Source organism: Flavobacterium sp. RSSB_23, assembly GCF_051547145.1.
Classification (GTDB): Bacteria; Bacteroidota; Bacteroidia; order Flavobacteriales; family Flavobacteriaceae; genus Flavobacterium.
Map to the genome: position 1 here is coordinate 1 of NZ_JBPTTO010000070.1, position 262 is coordinate 262.

Sequence of the window (262 nt, forward strand, 5' to 3'; positions counted from 1 at the left end):
TATCGCCAATGATGATTTAGCAACTAATGTAGATGGATTTTTAGGAGCCACCAATGTGCTCAATGCACTAAACAATGACAAGCTCAATACAAATCCAGTTCAATTATCAGAGATAACAATGACCGTTGTCGACCCAGCGCTACCAATAGCAGGAGGACAAGTTCCATTTTTAGACCCAACAACTGGAGAAGTGTCTGTCCCAGCAGGTACCCCAGCAGGAGGGTATACGATAGTGTACCAAATATGTGAAAACCTAAACGCG

The 262-nt window shown here is 43.1% G+C and carries 1 protein-coding gene; it reads left to right on the plus strand.

Features of this window, described 5'->3' with window-relative positions:
* A partial coding sequence (locus tag ACSVH9_RS16415) for a hypothetical protein (protein WP_438064644.1) occupies positions 1-262 on the plus strand: 262 nt, incomplete at both ends.